The sequence below is a fragment of the Mycobacterium sp. URHD0025 genome (assembly GCF_000426065.1).
In the GTDB taxonomy this organism is placed as follows: domain Bacteria; phylum Actinomycetota; class Actinomycetes; order Mycobacteriales; family Mycobacteriaceae; genus Mycobacterium.
Map to the genome: position 1 here is coordinate 1 of NZ_AUEQ01000025.1, position 23,332 is coordinate 23,332.

The 23,332-nt window shown below is 66.8% G+C and carries 2 protein-coding genes; both read right to left on the reverse strand.

The annotated features are described in order from the left end of the window. On the reverse strand, positions 1 to 1,421 hold a 1,421-nt coding region (locus H977_RS34125), incomplete at its 3' end, for an amino acid adenylation domain-containing protein (protein WP_036477578.1). Next, on the reverse strand, positions 1,418 to 23,332 hold a 21,915-nt coding region (locus tag H977_RS0128230; RefSeq protein ID WP_029110997.1), incomplete at its 5' end, for a non-ribosomal peptide synthase/polyketide synthase. The genes H977_RS34125 and H977_RS0128230, both read right to left, overlap by 4 nt.

Below are 23,332 nucleotides of genomic sequence, written 5' to 3' on the forward strand. Positions count from 1 at the left end.
GCCTGTTCGACACCGTCCACAGCGCTCAGCGCAGCCTGGATTTCACCCAACTCGATGCGGTAGCCACGGATCTTGACCTGCTCATCGGCACGGCCCAGATAGCGCAACTGTCCGTCTGGGCCCCACGACACCAGATCTCCGGTGCGATACATCCGAATCCCCGGAGCATCGGCGTCACCGAACGGACACGCCACATACCGCGACGCGCTCAACCCGGGCCGGCCCACATAGCCATAACCCAAACCCGCACCGGCCACATACAACTCACCCACCACACCGGCGGGCACCGGACGCAACCAACCATCGAGCACGAAAAACGCCAGATCAGCCAACGGCACACCAATCGGCGAAACTCCGTTGCCCACATCGGCAGTAGTGATCTCCCGCAACGAGGCATGCACCGTCGTCTCGGTGATCCCATACATATTGATGAGCCGCGGCAGCCTCGGATGTTCGGTCAGCCACGGGCTCAGGCGCGGCGGGTCCAACGCCTCGCCGCCGAACACCACAACCTCCAGTGACAGCCGACTGTCCGGACCGGCCGCGTCCACCGCCGCCAACGCATAAAACGCGGACGGAGTCTGGCTCAGCACACTCACCCGTTCATCGACGAGCAGGGAGTGGAACTCCTCGGGTGAACGGGTCACCGATTCGGGCACCACCACCAACCTGCCGCCGTGCAGCAGTGCCCCGAAAATCTCCCACACCGAAAAATCGAAAGCCAACGAATGACACTGCGTCCACACCTGACCCGCCGACAACCCCAGCTCACCATCCACGGCACTGAGCAACCGCGCCACATTCCGATGCGCAACCGCCACACCCTTGGGCACACCCGTCGTACCCGAGGTATAGATCACATACGCGACATCATCAGCCGCCACATCCACTTTCGGCGCGGTAGCGGGCTGACCGGCCAACGCGACGTCATTCGCGAGGATGACGGTCAACGCAGAGCCGTCCAACCGTTCGGCGAGATCGGCGGTGGTCACCGCGACCACGGGCTCGGAGTCGGCCAGCACGAAATCCACACGCGCATCGGGCATCGACGGATCGATGGGCACATACGCCGCACCCGCCTTCAACACCCCCAAGGTCGCCACGACCGCCTCAACCGACCGCGACAGCAACAACGCCACCCGCCGGCCAGGCCCCACACCCCGCTCAACCAGCAAGTGCGCCAACCGATTGGCGGCATGGTCGAGGTCCCTGTACGTCGTGTGAGTGTCTTCGAAGGTGACCGCAACCGCTTCCGGGTCACGAGCCACCTGCCGAGCGAACAGCACCGGAACCGACACCGGCACCGGCCGCGGCGCCACCGCACTCAACGCCGCCCGGTTCCCCCACTCGTCGAGCTCCTCGAGCTCGTCCTCGTCATCGATATCCATCGACAACAATCGCCGGTTGGCGTCGGCAGTCACAATTGTTGTACCTCTCCGGTCATGGCCTCCAGCACCCGCCGGAACCGTGCGACGACTTTGTTCACCCGTTTCGTGGTGAACGCACTCGTATCGAATTCGACCCGCAGCACCAGCTCGTTGCCGGGCATGGCCTGCAGGGTCAGCGGGTAGTGGTTGTATTCGCGACCGTTGACCGCGGTGATGGCCAGCCCGTCGGCCATCGATGACGCCACGGTCTCCACCGGATAGTTCTGGTAGACGAACAAGGTGTCGAACAATTGATCGTGACCGGTCGCCCGGTGGATCTCGTTGAGCGCCAGATGCTGATGGTCGAGGGTGTCGCTGTGCCGGCGTTGCAGTTCATCGAGCAGGCCGGCGATCGTGGTCTCCGCGGTGATGGTGGCCCGAACCGGCACCGTGTTGATGAGCAGGCCCACCATCGAATCCGCACTCGCCACATCGGCCGACCGACCTGATACGGCGACGCCGAAAGCGACATCGTGTCGGCCGGTCAGCCACGTGAGTACCTGCGCCCAGGCCGCTTGGAGCACGGTGTTGGCGGTGGTGTGTTGTGTGCGCGCGAGTTCGTTGACAGCACGGGTTGTCTCGACGGGTATCCGGAATGTCTCGGTGGCACGTCGTCCTGGTGCTGTCCGGCCCGGCGCGACCAGAGTCGGCGCGGCGAAGCCGGCCAGAACCTCGCGCCACGCGGCGTGCGCGGCGTCGACGTCCCGATCGGCCATCCACGTGACGAATCTGCGGTAGGGCGCTGCGGCAGGAAGCCGCTGCCCGTAGTAGCCGGCGAAGATCTCCTGCAGCAGGATCGGCAATGACCAACCGTCGAGCACGATGTGGTGATAGGTCATCACGAATCGGTGCTCATTGTCCGCGGTCCGGATCAGTGTCGTACGGAACGCGGTTTCGTGCATCAGGTCGCAGACCGCCGCACGTTCGGTGGCGCACCACCGCTGGATCTGCTCCTCGGACGTGAGTCCCGAACTGGTGGATTGCTCTGTGTCCGTGGTCATATCGTGGTACTGCCAGGGCACACTCGGATCGGCCAAAATGATCTGGACCGGTTCGTCGAATCGCTTGTCGAAGCGGGCGGCCAGGTTCGGATGGCGGTTCACCACGGTGCGCACCGCCCCGCGCAGTCGCTGCGGATCCAGTGGGCCGGTGATGGTGACGTCGAGTTGCATGGCGTAGACGTCGTCATCGTTGCTGCGAGTTGCATTGGCCTGGAACAGGAGTCCCCGTTGCAGGGGGGTCAGCGGAAGGACATCGGCAACCCGGTGATGCCTACTCAGCTCATCGATCTCGGGTTGAGCCAGGCGGGCAGGGGTGATGTCGGACGGCGTCAGGCCGCCTCCGCCGCCGGCGACGTGCGCGCAGATGCCTTTGAGCGCCTCGAACCAGAGCTGACTCAGTCGGCTGACCTGGGTCTCGTCGAGGGCCGAGGGAGCCCACGTCCAGGCGGCGTGAAGACTTGGGCCGGTCTCGGTTTCGGCGGTACTCGCGTTGAGTTCCACGGTATGTCCGAGTGGCATCGAGATCGCCGCAGCAGCCGCGGCGACCGGCGCACCGTCGCGGCTGACCTGCCAGAGTCCATCGAGATCCTCGGACTGGGCCGTTCCCGCCCCGCCCAGCCTGCCGAGATAGTTGAAACCGATGCCGGGTTCAACTCCGGACAAATCGGTGTCCGGGTCGAGGTAGCGCAACAAGCCGTAGGTCATTGCGTCGGGCAGGGCACGCAGTTGTTCCTTGGCGTCCTTGACCACGCGGCCGAGTGCCGGATCCCCCGCCACCACATCAGACCAGCGCAGTCCGGCGCCGGGTTTTCGAACACTCAGTAACACCGGGTATTTGGCCGTGAACCAACCCACGGTGCGGGACAGATCGACACTCTGGTCGCCGGCTGAGGCCAGTTCTTCTTCGCGGCCATGCCCCTCGACGTCGATGGCGACCGGCAAGGTGACACCCAAGAACTCCGCCAGCGCCAGCCCGTAGGCGATCAGCAGAATGTCTTGCACGCCGGCGTGGAACGCGGCCGGAACCTCGCCGAGCAGCACGCGGGTCGTCTCGACATCCAACGATGCGGTGAGTTGCCCCGCGGTGGCGTAGGTGTCGAATTCCGGCCGCACCGCGGGCAACGCCGACGGCGTCGCGAGAACGCGTCGCCAATCGTCGGCCTGATCCTTCACTGTCGCGGCGCGAGCATGCTCGGCAAGCAGCGCTGCCCACTGTGCGAATGAAGTGCCGGTCGTCGGGAGGACCACCGGTTGCCCGTGGCAACGCTGAGCCCACGCGATGTTGAGGTCTTCGAGCAGAATCCGCCAGGACACCGCGTCGACCGCCAAGTGATGGATGGTCAACACCAGCCGGCCGGTGGACGGCACCCACAGGGCGCTCACCATCTCCCCGGCGGCCGGGTTCAGCCGGCACCGGGCGGCGGTCAGCGCCTCGTCGGACAACGCATCCACGGACACGAGATGCGCTCGTGCCGAACCCTTCTCGGACACCGTGAACGACCAGCGTCCGTCCCCGTCGTCTTGGGCACGCAGGCGCAGCATGGCATGCCGGTCCAGCAGGGCGGTCAGCAGCACCTCGACGTCGGACACCGTGGCTGCCGGCGGCGCTTGCACCACCACGGTCTGGTTGAACTCGTCGACCAGGCCACCTGCCCGGTCCACCTCTTCGAGCCACCGCATGATCGGGGTCGGCCCCACCGGACCGACGCCCTCGTCGACCGGACCGCTGTCGTTGCCGGACACCCCGGCCACCTGCGCCAGCCGCGCAACAGTCTGCTCGACGAAAATGTCACGGGGCCTGCACATCACACCGCACGCTCTGGCCCGGGCCACCACCTGCATGGACAGAATGCTGTCGCCGCCCAGGTCGAAGAACGAGTCGTCGACCCCCACCCGTTCGAGCCCGAGCACCTCGGCGTAGATCCCGGCCAGGATCTCCTCGACGGCCGTCTCCGGGGCACGGTACTGGTCGGCGTCCTGGTATTCCGGCGCGGGTAAGGCGCGGGTGTCGAGTTTGCCGTTGACCGTCAACGGCAACGCGTCCAGGACCACGATCGCCGCCGGAACCATGTAGGGAGGCAGTCGGTCGGTCAGCGCGCTTCGCATACCCGCCGGGTCCACCACACCGGGCGCGTCTTGCGTGACGTAGCCGACCAGCCGCGTGACGCCCGGATGGTCTTCGCGGGCGACCACTGCGGCCTGCCCTACTCCGTCCAGTCGGCCCAATGCCGCCTGCACCTCGCCGAGTTCGATGCGATAGCCACGGATCTTGACCTGATCGTCGGCGCGGCCCAGATACTGAAGCTGGCCATCGGCACGCCAGCTCACCAGGTCTCCGGTGCGGTACATGCGCGTTGCGGGCTGCCCGGGTTCACCGAACGGGCACGCCACGAACCGCCCTGCGGTCAGTCCCGCCCGGCCCAGGTATCCGCACGCCACTCCGTCGCCGGACACGTAGAGTTCGCCGACCACTCCGGGGGGTACCGGGCGCAGCCACTCGTCCAGTACGAACAAGGCCGATGTCGGGACGGGCGCCCCGATGGGTGCGGCGCCCGAACCGGCTTCCAGCGGTGCGCTCATCGACGCGTACACCGTGACCTCGGTGGGTCCGTAGGCGTTGATCACCACCCGCCCGGGGGCCCAGCGATCGACCACCTCACCCGGACAGGCCTCACCACCGAGCAGCAACGCGACCGGCTCCAGCCCTTCCGGGGACAACGCCCCTGCGGCCGAAGGGGTCTGGGTGAGTACGTTGACCTGCTCGCTGATCAGAACGGCATGGAAATCGTCGGGTGAGCTCACGACCGCCTCGGGCACCACGACCAGGCGTCCACCGCCCAACAGCGCAGCCCAGATCTCCCATACCGAGAAGTCGAACGCGTACGAGTGGCACTGCGTCCAAACCTGGTTCGCCGGCAGGTGCTCAGGCGTGGACCGAGCCAGGTGCGTCAGGTTGTGATGAGTGACGGCGACGCCCTTGGGCAGGCCGGTCGTGCCCGAGGTGTAGATGAGGTAGGCGATATCTTCCGCGGCGGCCGCCTGGGCCAGGTACGCGGGTTCGGTGTCGGGCTGGTTCGCGACGGCCGGGTCGCCCACATCGATCACCGGTAAGCGGTGCCCGCCCAGCCGATCTGCCAGGACAGCGGTGGTGACGGCGACGACCGGTCCGGCATCGGCCATCATGAAATCGATTCGCGACGCGGGCAGCGTCGGGTCGACCGCCAGATAGGCAGCCCCCGTCTTCAACACCGCCAGCATCGCGACGATCGCATCCGCGGAGCGGTCCAGCAGCAGGGCCACACAGCGACCGGGCCGGGCGCCCTGTCCGATGAGCACGTGCGCCAACCGGTTCGCCGCCTTGTCGAGCCCGCGGTAAGTCAACGAGAGGCCGTCGAAGCTCACCGCGACCGCGTCTGGGTTTTCGGCGACCCGTGCGGTGAACAAGCCCGGGACCGACACTCGATCCGAAGGCGGCACGGTCCCTGCCAGGGCCGCCCGATTGCCCATCGCATCGAGACGAGCGTGCTCGATGGCATCGAGCAGGTCGATCGAGGACAGGCGCCGGTCGGGATCGGCGGTCATCGCCGACAACACCGATTCGAATCGCTTGATCATCGTCTCGACGGTGGCCGTGTCGAACACGTCGGTGCGGAATTCGACCGTCCCGGCGATTCCGGCGGGTTCACCGGTGTGGGTTCGCCGTTCGGCCAGGGAGAAGCTCAGATCCATGCGCGCGGTGTGGGTGTCCGCGGGCATCTGGCTGACCTCGAGGTCACCGAGTGCGAGGCCGCCGGTGGATTGACCGGGAACGTTCTGCCATCCCAGCGCCACCTGAATCAGCGGGTGATGGGTCAGAGACCGGGTCGGGTTGAGCCGCTCGACGAGTACCTCGAACGGCACATCCTGGTGATCGTAGGCGGCCAGACTGCGCGCCCGCACCTGCGCCAGGAATTCCGCGACCGTCGGGTCCCCGGCCAGGTCGGCCCGCAGTACCAGAGTGTTGACGAAGAAGCCGATCAGCTCGTCGAGTGCGGGATCGCGTCGCCCCGCGATGGGGAAACCGACTGCCACATCGGAACTTCCGCTGAGCTTGGACAGCAGCGTCAGCAGCGCAGCCTGGATCACCATGAAGCTGGTCGCGTTGTGCTCACGGGCGACGCGGGCGACCTGCTGCTGCAACTCGGCGGACCAGTCCAGGGAGACGATGGCGCCGCGCTGGTCGGCCGCCGGCGGATACGGACGATCGGTGGGCAGTTCCACCCGTTCGGGCATCCCGGCCAGCACATCGTGCCAGGAGGTCAGCTGTGTGGAGATGCGGCTCTGACTGTCGTCGAGATCGCCGAACTGGGCGCGCTGCCAGAGTGTGTAATCGACGTACTGGACGGCCAGGTCGGCCCACGCCGGGGCCTGCCCGGCACTCCGTCCGGCGTAGGCCACCGCGAGGTCGGCGACCAGTGGCGTGAGAGACCACGCGTCGGCAGCGATGTGGTGCACAACGGCGGCCAGCACGTGTTCATCGCCGGAGAGGCGGAAAAGCTTGGCCCGCAACGGGATTTCACGGGACAGATCGAACGTGTGACGGGCCGCTTCGCCGATTTCGTCGTGCAACCGCTCCGCCGGCCACTCGGTGGCGTCGACGATGTCCCAGCCGAAGTGTGCGTGCTCGATCGGCACTACCGACTGACGCGGAATGCCCTCGACTGCCGGGAAGACGGTACGCAGGCTTTCGTGCCGGGCCACCACGTCGGCCAGCGCGACACCCAACGCGTCGACATCCAGCGCACCGCTGATCCGCAGTGCGGTGGCCATGTTGTAAACCGGTGACGGACCTTGTAATTGGTCCAGGAACCACAGCCTGGACTGAGCGAACGACAGTGGGATCACCGTCGGCCGCTCCCCGGCCACCAGCGGGTCCAAGCGAGCCTCTTCACCACCGATGCGTGGCGCCAATTGCGTCACTGTCGGTGCCTCGAACAGGACCCGCACCGCGAGTCCCGTGTCGAGAGCGGTGTTGATCGCGGCGACCACACGCATCGCCGACAGCGAATCCCCGCCCAGATCGAAGAACGAATCGTCGACCCCGACCCGTTCCACACCCAGCGCGGCAGCGTATATCCCGGTCAGGATCTCTTCGGTGACGGTCCCCGGAGCGCGGTACCGGTCGATGTCGGAGTACTCGGGTGCCGGCAGGGCCCGGGTGTTCAACTTGCCGTTGACGGTCAACGGCAGCGACGACAAGGTGACCACCGCAGCCGGGACCATATACGCCGGAAGCTGCTCGGCCAGCTGGGTGCGCAGCTTGGCCGGATCCGCTGTCCCGGTCACGTAGCCCACCAGCCGTTTGTCGCCGGGCCGATCCTCACGAGCGATCACGGCCGCTTGATCGACGCCGTCCAGCCCGGCCAGGACTGCCTGAATCTCACCCAGTTCGATGCGATACCCACGAATCTTGACCTGCTCATCGGCCCGGCCCACGTACCGCAGCTGCCCATCGGTACCCCAGCGCACCAGATCACCGGTGCGGTACATCCTCTGACCAGGGCATCCCGCGCCGGCGAACGGGCAAGCCACAAAACGCGATCCGGTCAGATTCGCCTGGCCCAGATAGCCGATTCCCACACCGCGGCCGGCGACATACAACTCTCCGACCACTCCGGTCGGCACCTGACGCAGCGACCGGTCGAGCACGAACAGCGCCGCGCCCTCAACCGGCACCCCGATCGAGGGCGAACCGGTTTCGGGCGCCAAAGCCGTTGTCCTGGACGCACATATCGTGGTCTCAGTCGGACCATAGGCATTGACCATCAAGCGCCCGGGCGCCCAGCGGTCCACCACTTCGGCGGGGCAGGCCTCACCGGCCACCAGCAACGACAGCGCGCCCAAACGCTCGGGCGACAACAGCGCGACGGCCGACGGCGTCTGGCTCAAGACGTCGACCTGCTCCTCGACGAGCAAGGTCTGCAAGTCCTCTGGCGAGCGGGCCACGGATTCGGGGACGACCACCAGCCGCCCTCCGTGCAGCAACGCGCCCCAGATCTCCTCGACCGAGGCGTCGAAGGCATACGAATGCCATTGCGTCCAGGTCTGTCCGGCCAGGAAGGTGTCCGGCGACCCGAGGAGACCGGTCACATTGCGGTGGGTGATCGCCACGCCCTTGGGGACGCCGGTGGTGCCCGAGGTGTAGATGATGTAGGCGATGTCGTCCGGCCCCGGCACGGGCAGCGCGGTGCTGGGCAGACTGTCGAGGGCGCGAACCTCGGTGTCTGCGATATCACCGACGTCGATGACCGGGAGGGCGCACCCGGTAAGCCGGTCAGCCAGTCCGGATGTGACGATCGCGGCCGTCGGTGCGGCATCGGAGAGCATGAATTCGATTCGCGTATCGGGCAATACAGGGTCGATCGGTAGATACGCCCCGCCGGCCTTGAGCACCGCCAGCATTGACACCACCGCGTCCGCGGAGCGCTCCGACAGCAATGCCACGCAGGTACCTGGACCGACACCGTGAGCAGCCAGCGTGCGAGCCAGCCGGGTAGCGGCCTCGTCGACTTCCCGATAGGTCATGCGGCGGCCGGCGAAACTGATCGCCACCGCCTCCGGCGCACGAGCAACCTGGTCCCCGAACAAGGCCGTGATCGAGGTCGTGCCCGCGGCGGGCGGGAGGTTCACCAATACCGCCCGGTTGCCCCACTCATCCAGCGTGGTGTGCTCAGCCTCATCGAGCAGATCGAGGGACGAGAGCCGCTGGGTGGTGTCAGCCGTCATCGCGGCCAGAATTCGCTGCCAGCGCGCGATCAGGGATTCGATGCTGCCTGCGTCGAACACATCGGTCCGGAATTCCACTGCCCCAACGATTCCGGCGGGTTCGCCTTCGGCGGTCCAGCGTTCGCCCAAGGAGAACGTCAGATCCATGCGGGCGGTCTGGGTGTCCACCGGCAACGGCGTCACCTGCAGGTCCCCCAGGTGCAGACCGTCGGCCGGGCCGGTGTCCTGCCAGGGAAGGTTCTGCCACGCCAACGCCACTTGCACCAGCGGGTGGTGCGTGAGGCTACGCGTCGGGTTGAGCCGTTCCACCAGCACCTCGAACGGCACGTCCTGATGCTCGAACGCGGCCAGGCTGCGGGTACGGACCTCGGCCAGCACCTCCGCCACGGTCGGATCTCCGGCCAGATCCACGCGTAACACCAAGTTGTTGACGAAGAAGCCCACCAGCTCGTCGAGGGCCGGATCGCGACGACCGGCGATCGGGAATCCCACTGCCACATCGGAACTCGCACTCAATTTGGAGAGCAGGGTGAGCAGCGCCGCTTGCATCACCATGAAGCTGGTCGCGCCGTGCTCGTCGGCGACCGCGCTCACCTGCTGCTGCAACTCGACCGGCCAGTCCACGTCGACGGTGGAACCGCGCTGATCGGCCACCGGCGGGTACGGGCGATCGGTGGGCAGCGCCAGGTGTTCGGGAAGTCCGCAGAGGGTGTCTTCCCAGTAGGCCAGCTGAGCGGCGATCGGGCTGTCACCGTCGTCCAGATCACCCAGCTGCGCACGTTGCCACAGCGTGTAGTCGACATACTGCACGTCCAGAGGCGCCCAGTCCGGTGCCCGCCCGGTGCACCGGGCGGCGTAGGCCACGCTCAGATCGTGAACCAGCGGACTCAATGACCAGCCGTCTGCCGCGATGTGGTGCACGACTGCCACCAAGACGTGTTCATCCTCGGCGACATGGAAAACCTTCGCCCGTAACGGTATCTCGGCACCGAGATCGAAGCTGTACCGGACAGTGTCGCCGATCGCCTCCTCCAGTGCACTCTGCGACCAGTCGGTGGCATCGATGACGGTCCAGCCGAAATCGGCCCCTTCGACCGGCACCACCACCTGGCGGGGTGTGCCGCCCTGCGCCTCGAACAGCGTGCGCAGGCTCTCATGGCGGGCCACCACGTCGCCCAGCGCCGCACCCAACGCGTCGATGTCGAGCCGGCCGTGAAGCCGAAGGCCCACCGGCATGTTGTAGACCGGCGACGGCCCCTGCAACTGGTCGACGAACCACAACCGGTTCTGGGCGAACGACAGCGGAATCACCTCGGGGCGCTCACCGGCCACCAACGGATCCGGCTGTCCGGCGCGGTCACCGAGACACAGCGCCAACTGCGCAACCGTGGGCGCTTCGAACACCGTGCGCACCGAGAGTTCGGTATTCAGAGCGGCGTTGATCGCCGACACCAGGCGCATCGTCGAGACGGAATCCCCGCCCAGATCGAAGAACGAGTCGTCGGCGCCGACACGTTCCACGCCGAGCACCCGGGCGTAGATCCCGGCCAGGATCTCCTCGTCCGGACCTGCCGGCGCTCGGTAATGCTCGGCATCCCGATAGTCCGGCGCGGGCAGCGCCCGGGTGTCGAGTTTGCCGTTCACCGTCACCGGCAATGCGTCGAGGGCCACCACCGAGGCGGGAACCATGTAGCCCGGCAGCCGTTCGGCAAGTGCGGCACGGGCTTTGACCGGATCGGCGGTGCCGGTGATGTACCCCACGAGGCGCTTGTCACCGGGATGGTCCTCGCGGGCGATCACCGCCACCTGATCCACGCCTGCCAGCGCGGCGAGCGCCGACTGGATCTCGCCGAGTTCGATGCGATACCCACGGATCTTGACCTGCTCATCGGCACGGCCGAAGTAATCCAGTTGTCCGTCGGAACGCCACCGGACGAGATCGCCGGTGCGGTACATCCGCGTGCCCGGTTCCCCGAAGGGGCATGCCATGAAGCGCGATGCGGTCAGCCCCGCCCGGCGCCAATATCCGATGCCCACACCTGCACCGGCCAGGTACAGCTCGCCGACCACGCCCCCGGGCACCGGTCGCAGCCACTCGTCCAGCACGAAGAACGCCGCCCATGCCGTCGGTGCACCGATCGGCGGAGCACCCGAGCCGGATTCCAAAGGCGCGCTGGCACACAACCACATCGTGGTCTCGGTCGGGCCATAGACGTTGACCATCACCCGCCCCGGCGCCCAGCGATCCACCAACTCCGGCGGGCAGGGCTCGGCACCGATCACCAACGACGTGGCGTCGAGTCCCTGCACCGGCAGCACTCCCACGGCCGACGGCGTCTGGGTCAGCACAGTGACGTGTTCGCGCACCAGGAGCGCGTGGAAGTCCTCGGGCGAACGGGTCACCGCGTCGGGCACCACCACGAGCCGCCCACCGTGCAGCAGCGCACCCCAGATCTCCCACACCGAGAAGTCGAACGCGTAGGAATGGAACTGCGTCCACACCTGTCCCGGTTCCAGCGGCACGCCGATCTCGAGCGAGTTGAACAGCTGCGCCACATTGCGCTGGGTGACGGCCACGCCTTTCGGCTGCCCGGTGGTGCCCGAGGTGTAGATGATGTGGGCCATGTCGTCGGGTGCGGGCGGCGCCAACGGCGTGCTGGGCCAGTCCTCGATCACCGAGTCCCGCACGTCGAAGATCGTGATGGCGTGGCCGTCGAACCGCTCGGCCAACTCCGTTGTGGTGACCGCGGCGATCGGAGCCGAGTCGGTCAGCATGAACTCGACGCGGGCCTCGGGCAGCGCCGGGTCGATCGGCAGATAGGCCGCGCCGCTCTTGAGTACCGCGAGGATCGCCACGATCGCCTCGGCCGAACGCGGGAACATCAACGCGACCCGCTCTCCGGGGCCGACTCCGCGACTGACGAGCAAGTGCGCCAACCGATTCGCGGACTCGTCGAGTTCTCGATACTTCAACGAACGGTCGCCGCACACCAGCGCCACCGCCTCAGGAGCCCGCAGCACCTGCGTGGCGAACAACTCGGGAACCGACGCCGGCGCTACCAGATCGGACAACACCGCCCGATTCCCCCACAGCGCCAGGCGCGCTCGCTCAGGAGCATCGAGGACGTCGACCGATGACAACGCCCGACCCGGAGCAGCTGTCATCGCCTCCAGGACCGTCTCGATCCGTTTGGTGAGCATTTCGATACCGGCTTCGTCGAAGACGGTGGTGTCGTATTCGAGGCGCAGGCGAAGTTCATCACCGGGGATGGCCTGCATCGTCAGCGGGTAATCGGTGGATTCGTGGCTCGTGAAATCGATGATCTCCAAGCCGTCACCGGTGTTTGACAACGCACCGGTGTCCACCGGGTAGTTCTCGAACACGAACAGGGTGTCGAACAGCCGGTCGTGGCCGGTGATCCGATGGATTTCGCTGAGTGAGAGGTATTCGTGCTCAAGGGTCTTCGTCTGGGCGACTTGGAGAGCCTCGAGCAGATCGGTGGTGCTGGTCGCGGCGGTGATGTCGGCACGCACCGGCACCGTGTTGATCAGCAGGCCCACCATCGACTCCGCGCCCACCACCTCGGCAGGCCGCCCCGAGACGACGGTCCCGAAGGCGATGTCGCGCCGGCCGGTCACCGAGTCGAGCAACAGCGCCCAGGCGGCCTGCAACACGATGTTGACGGTGGTGCGATGCGAACGCGCCAGCTCGCCCAGCGCCCGTGTGGTGTGCGCCGACAGCCGGTGCGCCCGCACTCCCCGTAAACCCAACTCCGACTTCTGCGACGGCCCGACGAAGGTCGGGCTGTCGAAACCGTCCAGTACCTCACGCCAGGCCGCATGCGCAGCTTCGACGTCGCGATCGGCCAGCCAGCCGATGAAGCTGCGGTACGGGGCGGCCGCCGGCAACCGCCGATCGTGATAGGCGGCGAAGATCTCCTGCAACAGGATCGGCAGCGACCAACCATCGAGCACGATGTGGTGATTGGTGAGGACCACCCGGTGACGGTCGTGCGCGGTGCGGACCACTGCCACCCGGAATGCCGGCGGATGTGCCAGATCGCAGACCGCGGCACGTTCCTCGGCACATATCCGTCGAATGTGCTCTTCGGTTGCGGCTGTGCCCAATTCGACGTAGCGCCACCCTGCGGCGGGATCGGCCGGAATCACCTGCACCGGCTCGTCGAACTGTTCGCAGAATCGAGCCGCCAGATGCGGATGACGGGTGGCGACTGCCTGCACGGCGTCGCGCAGCCGATGCTCGTTGAGCGCGCCGGCGACGGTGATGTCCAACTGCACCACATAGAGGTCGTCCTCGGGGCCCTGCGTGGTGCTGCTGTGGAAGATCAGCCCCTGCTGCAATGCGGTCAGCGGCAGGATGTCGGCGACCCGGTACTGCCGGGTCAACTCGTCGATCTCATGTTGGGTGAGGCGGGCAGGCGCGATGTCCGACGGAGTGAGTCCACCTCCGCCGTTTCGGACGTGTTCGCAGATGCCGGTCAGCGCATCCAGCCACAAGCGGCTGAGCCGATCGATCTGTGCGTCATCGAGTGCGGACTGCGCCCAGGTCCAGTTCGCCTGCAGCTGCGGGCCGGCGTCGGTATCGAGGGCCCCCGCGTCGAGTGCCACGGTGTGGGTCAACGGCATCGGTATCGCGGCGGTCACACCCGTGGCCGACAGGCCGTCCACCGACATCCGCCACAGATCCTCGGAGGCTTCGGTGGCGCCGCCGCCGAGACGGCCCAGATAGTTGAACCCGATCGCCGGATCGGCGCCGTCGAGATCGACGTCGGCGTTCAGGTAGCGCAGAAGTCCGTATGTCAGTGGATCGGGTAGCGAACGCAGCTGTTCCTTGGCGGCTTTGACCACTGATCCCAACGCCGGGTCGCCGGCCCTCACCTGGTCCCAGGACAGTCCGCCGGCGCGATCCCCGAAATTGAGGGCGACCGGGTATTTGGTCGTGAACCATCCGACCGTGCGCGACAGGTCGATCGTCCGATCGCGTGAATCGGCCAGATCGTCAACCCGGCCGTGCCCCTCGACATCGATCACAATCGGTGTGGCGTCATGGCCTGCCGCATCGCAGTATTCGGCCACAGCGAGCCCGAAGGCGACCAGCAAGATGTCTTGGACGCCGGTATGGAACGCAGTGGGTACTTCGCCCAGCAACATGCGCGTTGTCGCGGTATCCAATGACACCCGCAGCTGCCCGGCGGTTTGATGAGTATCGACGTCGGCTCGAACCACCGGCAACACCGCAGGGCCGGCCGCCACCTGTCGCCATGCGCTCGCCTGGGCCACCACGTCCGGGTGATCGGCGCGCGTGTGCAGCAGTTCGGCCCACCGCGCGAACGACGTGCCCGTCGGCGGCAGGATCACCGACTGCCCACCCCGATGCTGCGACCAGCCGATGTTGAGGTCTTCCAACAGGATCCGCCACGACACCCCGTCGACCGCGAGGTGGTGCACGATCAGAACCAGCCGGCTCGTGGAGGTCACCCACAGCGCGCTCACCATCGTCCCGGCGGCCGGGTTCAATCGCGACCGCGCTGCCACCAGCGCCTCATCGGTCAGTGCGTCCACCGAACGCAGGCATCCTCTCGCGTCGACAGAACCTGCCTCCGGCACCGTCAGCGACCACCCGCCGCCGCCGTCCTCCCGGGTGCGCAACCGGAGCATGCCGTGGCGATCGACCAAGGCCTGCAACAGAATTACGACATCGGCCTCGACAGCGCCGGCAGGAGCCTGCACCACGAGTGTCTGGTTGAATTCATCGGTCGGTCCGATGCTCTCGAGGTCATTGAGCCAGCGGATGATCGGAGTTGCCGACACCGGCCCGATGCCCTCATCGACCGGTCCGGGCGAACCTCCGGCCACTCCGGTCACCCGAGCCAGCCGCGCCACGGTCTGCTCGACAAACACATCGCGTGGCCGACACACCAGCCCCGCCGCACGTGCCCGCGCGACCACCTGCATCGACAAGATGCTGTCTCCGCCGAGGTCGAAGAACGAGTCGTCGACGCCGACCCGCTCGAGCCCAAGAACATGAGCGTAGATGTCGGTGAGGACCTCCTCGACGGCATCCCCCGGCGCCCGGTACCCGCCACCGGCCTCATAGTCCGGTGCGGGAAGTGCTCGGGTGTCGAGCTTTCCGTTGACCGTCAGCGGCAACGCGTCGAGCGCCACGACGGCCACCGGCACCATGTATGGCGGTAACCGGTCGGCGAGTTCGGCGCGAACGCCGGCCGGTTCGGCGCTGCCAGTGATGTAGCCGACGAGGCGCTTGTCGCCGGGACGGTCCTCACGGGCGATCACGACGGCCTGCTCCACACCGTCGAGGCCGGCCAATGCGGCTTGCACTTCGCCGAGTTCGATTCGATAACCGCGGATCTTGACCTGTTCATCAGCGCGGCCGAGGTACTGCAACTGCCCGTCCGTGCGCCAGCACACCAGATCTCCGGTGCGATACATGCGGGTTGCGGCCGTTCCCGCGCCACCGAACGGACACGCGACAAACCGTGATGCGGTCAACCCGGTCCGGCCGACATAGCCGTACGCCAGGCCGGCACCTGCCACATACAGTTCACCGATGACCCCGGCCGGAACCGGCCGCAACCACTCGTCGAGCACGAACAGCGCGGCCCCGGGAACGGGCGAGCCGATCGGCACGACAGAAGATCCGGGCTGACCAGCTTCCAGGGGCGCACTGATCGCCACACACATCGTGGTCTCGGTGGGGCCGTAGGCGTTGATCATCACCCGCCCGGGTGCCCACTGATCGACCACCTCGGGCGGGCAGGTCTCCCCGACCACGACCAGCGCTGCCGATTCCAGCCCCTCTGACGGTAAAACCCGTACCGCAGACGGTGTTTGGGTCAGCACATCGATGTGCTCGCGAACCAGCAAGGCGTGAAAGTCATCCGGTGAGACGGTGACGTCCTCGGGGACGACGACCACCCGTCCGCCGCGGAGCAGGGCTCCGAAGATCTCCCATACCGAGACGTCGAACGCCAGGGAGTGGCACTGGGGCCACACCCCCGGGCTGGGCAGCCCCGCATCGAGCGTCTCCAACAATTGCGTCACGTTGTGGTGGGTGACGGCAACACCTTTGGGCACACCGGTGGTGCCCGAGGTGTAGATCAGGTAGGCGACATCGTCGGCGTGCGGCACCGGCGGTTCACTCGATTGGAATGCTGCTGTCTCGATCTCGCCGACGTCGATGACTGCCACTCCGAGTCCCAGCAGCCTGCCGGCCAGATCTGCGGTCGTGACGGCGGCAATCGGGCGGGCGTCGGACAGTACGAACTCCAGCCGTGCATCGGGCACCGCCGGATCGATCGGGACATACGCCGCGCCGGTCTTCAAGATGGCCAGGATGGCGATGACCGCCTCGGCGGATCGGCTGAACAGCAGCGCGACGCACCGCCCCGGTCCGGCCCCGTGACCGATCAACAAGTGCGCCAGGCGGTTCGCGGATTCATCGAGGTCGCGGTAGGTCCATGAGCGTTCGGCGAACGTGAGTGCCGCCGCGTCGGGGGTACGCGACACATGCTCGGCGAACAGCGCGGGAATCGAGACCGGCCGGGGTGCCGGCCGGATCAGCGCGTCGCGGTTGCCGAGGGCAACGAGCCGGGCGCGCTCGTCGTCGCCGAGCAGATCGAGGGACGACAGACGTGTGCCCGGGTCGGCAGTCATGGAGGTCAGCACCCGCTGCAACCGGGTGATGAACGTCTCGATGGTCTCGGGGTCGAACACGTCGGTGCGGAATTCCACCGTCCCGCCGATACCGGCCGGCTCACCGGTCTCGGTCCGCCGCTCGGCCAGTGAGAAATTCACATCCATTCGGGCGGTGTGGGTGTCCACGGGCAGACGCCTGACCTGGACATCGCCCAAGACCATCCCGGCTGCCGAAGAATTGACGTCGTGGCCGCCGAGGTTCTGCCACGCCAGCGCGACCTGGATCAACGGGTGGTGCGCCAGAGACCGCGTCGGGTTCAGTTGCTCGACGAGGACTTCGAACGGCACGTCCTGGTTGTCGAACGCAGCCAGACTGCGTGTCCGCACTTGGGCCACGACCTCGGCGACGGTCGGGTCCCCGCTAAGGTCGACGCGGAGCACGAGCGTGTTGACGAAGAAGCCGACCAGTTCATCCAGTGCCGGATCCCGCCGCCCGGCGATCGGGAATCCCACGGCCACATCGGAACTCGCGCTGAGCTTGGAAAGCAGCGTGAGCAGTGCCGCTTGAACCACCATGAACACGGTCGCGTTGTGCTCACGAGCCACCCGGGCGACCTGCCGCTGAAGCTCGGCCGGCCAGTTCACCGGCATCGTGGCGCCGCGCTGATCGGTCATCAGCGGATACGGCCGATCGGTCGGCAGATCGATGCGCTCGGGCATGCCCGCCAAGGCGTCCCGCCAGTAGGCGTGTTGTGCGGCGATTCGGCTGTCGCTGTCATCGAAGTCGCCGAACTGCGCTCGCTGCCACAATGAGTAATCGGCGTATTGCACGGGCAGTGGCGTCCAGGTCGGGACTCGCCCTGCACACCGATCGACGTACGCGCGCCCCAAATCAGTCACCAGCGGTGTCACCGACCAGCCGTCCGCGGCGATGTGGTGTACCACCGCAGCCAGCACATGTTCGTCATCGGCCAGGCGGAAAAGCCTGGCCCGTAGAGGAATCTCGCTGGACAAGTCGAAGGTATGCCGCGATGTGTCCTCGATACCGGCCTCCAGCTGAGCCGGCGTCCAGCCGGTGGCGTCGACGACGTCCCAGGCGACTTCCGCATGTCCGGCGGTCACCACGACCTGACGGGGAATGCCGTCGGGAGCGGTGAACAGGGTGCGCAGAGACTCGTGACGAGCCACGACGTCGGACAACGCGGCGCTCAACGCCTCGACGTCCAGTGTGCCGGTGAGCCGGAACGCGGCTGTCATGTTGTAAACCGGTGACGGACCCTGCAATTGGTCCAGGAACCACAACCGCGACTGGGCGTACGACAGCGGCACCACGGTGGGCCGCTCACCGGCCACCAACGGCTCCAGCCGGGACTCTTGCCCACCGAGGCGAGCGGCCAGCTGGGCGACGGACGGCGAGTCGAACAGCGAACCCACCGTGACGCCGGCCCGCAGCGATCTGTTGATCGCGGCGACCAGACGCATGGCCGACAACGAGTCCCCGCCGAGATCGAAGAACGAATGGTCGACACCGACGCGGTCGTGGCCCAGTATCCGCGCGAAGACGTCGGCCAGGATCTCCTCGACCGGGTTGGCCGGGGCCCGATAGTGGCCGGTGCCGGAAAAGTCCGGTGCCGGCAGGGCGCGTTTGTCGAGTTTGCCGTTCACCGTCAGTGGAACCGCATCGAGAGCCAGCACCACAGACGGCACCATGTAGCCCGGCAGGCGCTCGGCCAGCCGGGCCCGGATCTGTCCCGGCTCGGCTGTTCCGGTGATGTAGCCGACGAGGCGCTTGTCACCGGGATGGTCTTCGCGCGCGATCACGACGGCTTGGGTCACTCCGTCGAGAGCGGCGAGCGCAGCCTGGACTTCGCCCAACTCGATGCGGTATCCGCGGATCTTGACCTGCTCATCGGCACGTCCGAGGTATTCCACTTGACCGTCGGAGCCCCATCGCACCAGATCGCCGGTGCGGTACATCCTTTGTCCAGAAGATCCCGCGCCGGCGAACGGGCAGGCGACGAACCGCGTCGAGGTCAGGGCGGCCCGGCGCCAATATCCGGTCCCCACACCGCGTCCCGCGATGTACAGCTCACCGATGACACCGGGCGCCACCGGGCGCAACCAGGCATCCAATATGAACAGCGCTCCCCCGGCGACGGGAGCGCCGATCGGCACCACCGAACCGATGGTGAGCGGAGCGCTGATCGATGCATACACGGTTGCCTCGGTGGGGCCGTAGGCGTTGATCATCACCCGGCCGGGCGCCCAGCGATCCACCAGCTCGGAGGGACACGGCTCACCGGCCACCACCAGCGCCGCCGACTCGAGTCCTTCCGTCGAGATCATGCCCGCAGCCGATGGTGTCTGGCTCAACACGGTGACGTGTTCAGCCACCAGCAGCCCGTGGAACTCGTCGGCCGACGCGGCGACCGTTTCCGGGACCACCACCAGGCGTGCGCCATGGAGCAACGCACCGAAGATCTCCCAAACCGAGACGTCGAAGCTGTAGGAGTGCCATTGCGTCCATACCTGTCCCGGGCCTGACGACACGTGGGGGCCGAGGGATCCGAACAGGCCCGGCACGTTGCGGTGCGGGATGGCAACGCCTTTCGGGACGCCGGTGGTTCCCGAGGTGTAGATGATGTACGCGATGTCATCGGCCGCTGGGGCCTGCAGCGCAGATCCCGGCCGCACGTCGACCGGGTCGTCGATGTTGATGACGGGAAGGTCGAGACCATGCAGGCGCGGCCGCTGCCCGGCCGTGGTGACCGCCACGACGGGCGAGGCATCGGCCACCATGAAATCGATGCGAGCCGGCGGCAGAGCCGGATCCACCGGCAGATAGGCCGCACCGGTTTTCAGGACCGCCAGAATCGCGACGATGGCTTCAGCCGAGCGGGAGAACAGCAGCGCCACAACCTGGCCGGGGCCGGCACCATGTGCGGACAACACCTGGGCGAACTGCTCGGCGGCCTCATCGAGTTGCCGGTAGGTCATCGATCGGCCGTCGCAAGTCACCGCCACAGCGTCCGGCGTCCGGGCCGCCTGTTCGGCGAACAATGTGGGAATCGACGCAATGACCGAGGTTTGGACCGGAGCGGTCAATACCGCCCGGTGGCTCCACTCGTCGAGACGGGCGTGCGCGGCGTCGTCGAGCAGATCGACCGAGGACAGCGGCCGACGCGGGTCGGCAGTCATCACCGTCAGAAGCGCACGCAGCTGTTCGATCAAGGCCTCGACGGCACCGAGATCGAATACCTCGGTGTCGAATTCGACGCGCAGACCCATTTCGCGGCCCGGCAGAACTTGCACCGCGAGCGGGTAATGGTTCGATTCGCGGAAGTCGAGCTCGGTGATGGTCACACCGTCGACGCCCGACAGGGCGGTGGCGTCGACCGGGTAGTTCTCGAAGACCAAGAGCGTGTCGAACAGGGTGTCCTGTCCGGTGATGCGGTGGATGTCGCTGAGCGCCACATGTTGGTGTTCGAGGGTGGTGTTGTGGGCGCCCTGCAATTGCTCAAGCAGGTCTGCGGTGGTGGTGGCGGGGTGGAGGGTCGCCCGCACCGGCACCGTGTTGATCAGTAGGCCCACCATGGAATCCGCGCCGGGAACCTCGGCAGGGCGGCCAGAGACGGTGGTGCCGAAAGCCACGTCCTGCCGGCCGGTCAGAGTGCCGAGCAGTAGCGCCCACGCCGCCTGGAACACGATGCTGGCGGTGGTGTGATGCGAGCGCGCCAGATCGCCGAGCGCCCGGGTAATCGCCTCGGTCAACCGGAAAGATGCGACACCTCGCAACCCTGGTCCATCTCGGCCCGGTGGGCCCACCAGCGTCGGCGTTTCGAATCCGGCCAGTACCTCACGCCATGCGTCATGGGCACCGACACGATCACGCTCGCAGAGCCAGCGGACAAAGCTGCGATACGGTGCGGCCGCGGGCAGGCGCTGTCCGCTGACACCGGCGAAGATCTCCTGGAGCAGGATCGGCATCGACCAGCCGTCGAGCACGATGTGATGAGCGGTCAGTACGAACCGATGCCGATCCTCGTCGATGCGAATGAGGACGGCCCGGAACGCGGGCTGGTTCTCGAGGTCACATACCGCGGAACGTTCCGCGGCGCAGATGTCCTGGATCTGTACGTCCACGCCAATACCGTTGGTTTCCAGGGCGATATGTCGCCAAGGCGCGTCGGGATCAGCGGGGATCACCTGAACCGGTTGCTCGGCCTGGCCATAGAATCTGGCCGCCAGCTGCGGGTGCCTCCGGACGACCGCGTGCACCGCGTCTCGTAGCCGCTGCGCGTCGAGTGGGCCGCTGAGCGCGACATTCAGCTGCATCGCGTACACATCGCCGGAGCCCTGTGCGGTGTCGGCATGGAAGAGCAGTCCGTGCTGTAGTGGGGTCAGCGGCAGGATGTCGGCGATACGGTGTCGCAGGCTGAGCTCGTCGATCTCGTCCTGGCTCAACACGGCGGGGGTGATGTCCGATGGAGTCAATCCACCGCCGCCACATCGCACATGCGCGCAGATGCCGGCCAGGGCCTCGAACCACAACTGGTTCAATCGGTTGACCTGCTCGTCATCGAGCACCGAGCGCGCCCACGTCCAGTCGGCGTTCAGCTGTGGACCGGTGTCCGTGTCGACAGTCGCGGCGTTGAGTTCGACGGTGTGCCCGAGCGACGTGGGCACCGCGCCGGCAGTGCGGGCCAACGCCAATCCCTCAGAATGGATCTGCCAGAGATCGCCGGAGGCGTCGCCGGCGGTTCCACCCATCCTGCCCAGGTAATTGAACGCGATCGCCGGGTCGGGTCCAGAAAGGTCCACGTCGCGGCGCAGGTAGCGCAGTAGACCGTAGGTGAGGCCGTCGGGCAGAGCGCGGAGCTGCTCTTTGGCGTCCTTGATCACCGCGCCGAGCGCGACGTCACCGGCGACCACCTGGGCCCAGCGCAATGCGCCGGTCGCGAGCGCCACCGGATATTTCGTGGTGAACCATCCGACCGTGCGCGACAGGTCCACAGCGCGGTCGGATGGTCCACCCAGGTCTTCGTGGCGGCCGTGGCCCTCGACGTCGATGCCAATCGGGGCGCCGCCCGCACGCGTGAATTCGGCCACCGCCAATCCGAATGCGATCAACAGAATGTCTTGGATACCTGCGTGAAATGCCGCAGGTACTTCACCGAGCAGCATGTGGGTGGTCCCGGCGTCCAGCGTCATCGACAGCCGCCCGGCGGTCCGGTAGGTGTCCACCTCGGATTGCGGGGCGGGCAGCGCCGGCGGTGTGGCCGCGACCTGCCGCCACACGTGTGCCTGGTCGGTCACTTGCGGGGCGAGCGCGAACTGAGCCAGCAGGCCGGCCCATCGGGCGAACGACATGCCTGCAGGCGGTATGGCCACCGGTTCTCCGCGGCGGTGCTGTGCCCAGGCGATGTTGAGGTCCTCCAACATGATTCGCCATGACACGCCGTCGACAGCCAGATGGTGAACGATCAACACCAGTTGCCTCGTGGAAGTCACCCACAGTGCGCTGAGCATCGCCCCGGAGGCGGGATTCAGTGCACGTCGCCCTGCTACCAGCGCTTCTTCGGACAGCACGTCAACCGTACGCATACACCCGGCGGCGTGGATCTCCCCCGCGGCGGGCACAGTCAGCGACCATGCGCCGGCGCCGTCGTCTTCGGCACGCAATCGCAGCATGCCATGTCGATCGATCAAGGCCTGCAACAGGATTACGGCATCGGCCTCGGTGGCATCCGCGGGGGCCTGGAACAGCACCGTCTGGTTGAACTGGTCGATCGGCCCACCGGCACGTTCCAGGTCTTTGAGCCACCGCATGATCGGGGTTGCGACCACCGGGCCGAGTCCCTCGTCAGCAGGCTCTTCGGGGTGATCGCTCGCTTGGACAACCTCGGCGAGTCGGGCCACGGTCTGCTGGACGAAGATGTCGCGTGGGCGACACGTCAGACCCGCGGCACGAGCGCGGGAGGCCACCTGCATCGACAGGATGCTGTCGCCTCCGAGTTCGAAGAACGACGCATCCACGCTCACGTGGTTCAGGCCGAGGATCTGGGCGTAGATGCCGGCCAGGATTTCCTCGGTGGGCGTGGTCGGGGCTCGGTGTTGGTCGGTGTGCTGGTATTGCGGTGCGGGTAGAGCCTTTTTGTCGAGTTTGCCGTTGACGGTCAGTGGCCACGTTTCGATGGCCACGACGGCGGTGGGCACCATATAGGGCGGCAGTGTCTGGGCAAGTGCGGTACGCGCCTTGTCCGGGTCGGCGGTGCCGGTGACGTAGCCGACCAGCCGCTTGTCGCCGGGCCGGTCTTCGCGGGCGATCACCACTGCCTGTTCGACACCGTCCACAGCGCTCAGCGCGGCCTGGATTTCACCCAACTCGATGCGGTAGCCACGGATCTTGACCTGCTCATCGGCACGGCCTAGATAGCGCAGCTGTCCGTCTGGGCCCCACGA